The following is a 348-nucleotide window of genomic DNA, read 5'->3' on the forward strand; positions in this document are numbered from 1 at the left end:
AAGGGCTTGACAAACGACTGCTCATAGAAGGCACTTTTGCTAAGGGTTGCAAAGTGAACGAGCATAAGCACGGAGAACACGACGAAGTGCAAGCCGGCCAGAGTTTCGGGCAATCGCTCGTAGTCTCGTGCGAGTCGGCGGAAGCGGTTGAGCCAGCCGAAGCTGCGCTCAACCACCCAGCGGCGCGGCAACAGCACGAAGCCCTTTTTCGCCTCAGGCAACTTGATGACCTGAAGTTCAATCCCTTCGTCAAGCGCCGCCTGTGCGGGCTCTTCGCCGGTATATCCCTGATCCGCGAACGCCACCTTGACCGTCTGGCCCGTGGCCTGCTGAACCTGACGCGCCAGT

At 59.5% G+C, this 348-nt stretch carries 1 protein-coding gene; it reads right to left on the bottom strand.

Features of this window, described 5'->3' with window-relative positions:
• The coding region (locus AB3X94_RS42005) for a transposase (protein WP_368594437.1) at positions 1-348 on the bottom strand (348 nt) is incomplete at both ends.

The organism is Paraburkholderia sp. BR10923, assembly GCF_040948765.1.
Classification (GTDB): Bacteria; Pseudomonadota; Gammaproteobacteria; order Burkholderiales; family Burkholderiaceae; genus Paraburkholderia; species Paraburkholderia youngii.